General features: G+C 79.2%; 2 protein-coding genes and 1 pseudogene. All 3 read right to left on the bottom strand.

Features of this window, described 5'->3' with window-relative positions; genetic code table 11:
* Positions 1 to 840: glycosyltransferase (locus Sru01_RS32315; RefSeq protein WP_203993818.1), on the bottom strand; the 840-nt coding region annotated here is incomplete at its 3' end.
* Positions 825 to 1,907: a glycosyltransferase family 9 protein gene (locus Sru01_RS32310; protein ID WP_203993816.1), complete on the bottom strand. Its 1,083-nt coding sequence runs from the start codon at positions 1,905 to 1,907 to the stop codon at positions 825 to 827. The genes Sru01_RS32315 and Sru01_RS32310, both read right to left, overlap by 16 nt.
* A pseudogene (locus Sru01_RS32305) lies at positions 1,904 to 2,126 on the bottom strand (transferase); the annotation flags it as partial. The gene Sru01_RS32310 and the pseudogene Sru01_RS32305, both read right to left, overlap by 4 nt.

Raw genomic sequence — 2,126 nt, 5'->3', positions numbered from 1 at the left:
GGGGACGTCCGGGCGCGCCACGCTGCCCACCAGCCGGACCCGGCCGGCCACGCCGTGCGCGGCGACCAGCTCGGCCAGCCTGGCCACCTCCGCGTCGTCCGGGGCACCGCCGGCGATCAGCAGTTCCGCCTCCGGCAGCCGGTCCAGCGCCCGGACGATGGTGTCCACGCCCTTGCGGGCGACCATGCGGCCGATGCTGAGGACGCGGGGACGGTCCGCGCGGGCGGCGGCCGGGCCGTCCGGGGTGAACAGGTCCAGATCCACGCCGCAGGGCACCACGCTGATCCGCGCGTGCGGCGTGCCCATCGCCCGTAGTTCCCGCACCTCGTCGCTGCAGGTCGCGATGACCGCGTCCACGTCGCGGGCCAGGTCGCGCTCGGCGGCGGCGCGCCCGGCCGGGCTGGTGTCGGCCCCGCCCTGCCAGCGGCGCTTGACCACGCCGAGCGCGTGGAAGGTCTGCGCGACCGGCACGCCGAGCCGGCGGGCGGCCGAGGATGCGGCCAGGCCGCTCATCCAGAAGTGCGCGTGCGCGACGTCCGGCCGCGCCCGCGACCAGCCCCGCGCCAGCCGGTCGGCGAAGGCCGGCATGTACGGCAGCAACTCGTCCTTGGGGACCGGTTCGGGCGGGCCGGCCGTGACGTGCTCCACGGTGACGCCCGGGGCCATCTCCACCGTGTCCGGCTGCCGGCCATCGGTGCGCCGGGTGTGCACGGTGACCTGGTGGCCGCGCCGGCCGAGCGCGGTGGCCAGCATCGCCACGTGGACGTTCTGCCCGCCGGCGTCGACGCCGCCGACGGCGGCCAGCGGGCTCGCGTGCTCGGAGATCAGGGAGATTCGCATGAGATCTTCTCTTTCGCGCCGGTCAGCCGGTGGACCGCCTGGACCACGTGCCGGGGGGTGACGGAGGTGAGGCAGGGATGTCCGGGGACGGGGCAGTGGCGGGCGCGGGTGTCGCGGCAGGGGGCGTGCTGGTCGCCGAGCAGGACGAGGGGGACGCGGTAGGGGGCCCAGCGGGCGGCGGGCACGACGGGGGCGAACAGGCTGACCACCGGGGTGGCGACCGCGGCGGCCAGGTGGGCGGGCCCGGTGTTGGCCACCACCACCGCGGCCGCCCCGGCCAGCACCGCGGCCAGCTCGGCCAGGCCGGTCCGCCCGCCCAGGTCGGTCGCGTGCCCCCCGGCCACCTGGGCGGTCAGTGCCCGCTCGCCCGGGCCGCCGGTCACCACGACCCGGTGTCCGGCCGCGTCCAGCGCCGCGGCGGCCGCCGCCCAGTGCCCGGGCGGCCAGGCGCGGGCCGGTGCCGCCGCGCCGGGATGCAGCACCACGTAGCCGGGCGGCCCGGTCAGGTGGCAGACCTCGGGCAGCGGCCCGCGGACCGCGAGCCGGCCGTCGTCGCCCGGCGGCGGCGCGAACCCGGCGGCGCGCGCCAGGTCCAGCATCCGCTCGGGCTCCGGCACGTGTGCCGTCTCGTCCACCACGTGCCGCACGTCCAGCAGCGACCCGGGGTAGTCCTCGCTGATCGCCGCGATCCGCCGCACCCCGGCCATCCGCAGCAGCAACGCCAGCGGCAGCGGCGACTGGTGGAACGACGTGAAGATCACCGCCTGGTCGGGGGCGGCGGCGCGGACCGCGCCGACCAGTTCGGCGACGCGCCGCCCGGTGACCGGCGGCGGGTCGGCGGCGATCCACGGCGCCTCCCACTCCAGCACCTCGTCGACGCCGGGCAGCAGCTCGGCCGCGGCCCGGCCGAGCGGCCCGGCCAGCAGCACCAGCCGGCGGGCGCCGGCGGCCACCGCGCGCACGGCCGGCCCGGCCAGCAGCACGTCTCCCGCGCTGTCGGGTCGGGCGACCAGGACGGTCCCGGCGTCCCCGGCCCGGTCCGGCCGCGGGTGGTGCGGGCGGGTCACTTCCGTACCCGGAGTTCTCCGCGCAGCCGGTGCGCGCAGGCCACCGGGGGAATGAGGACGCTGGTCACCAGCATCCGGGCGATCTCGCGCGGGGTGCGCGGCCCGGGGGCGATCCGCGCCCAGGCGAACTCGGCGGTCAGCGCCAGCCAGCCGGCGCCCGCCAGCGCCGCGGCGGCCCGCCGGCCGGCGACGCGCGGGCCGAGGACGCGCGGGCCGAGG

The organism is Sphaerisporangium rufum, assembly GCF_016863395.1.
GTDB classification, from domain to species: Bacteria; Actinomycetota; Actinomycetes; order Streptosporangiales; family Streptosporangiaceae; genus Sphaerisporangium; species Sphaerisporangium rufum.
Note: the sequence above shows the minus strand (reverse complement) of the source record. Positions and strands in the feature narration are given on the sequence as shown.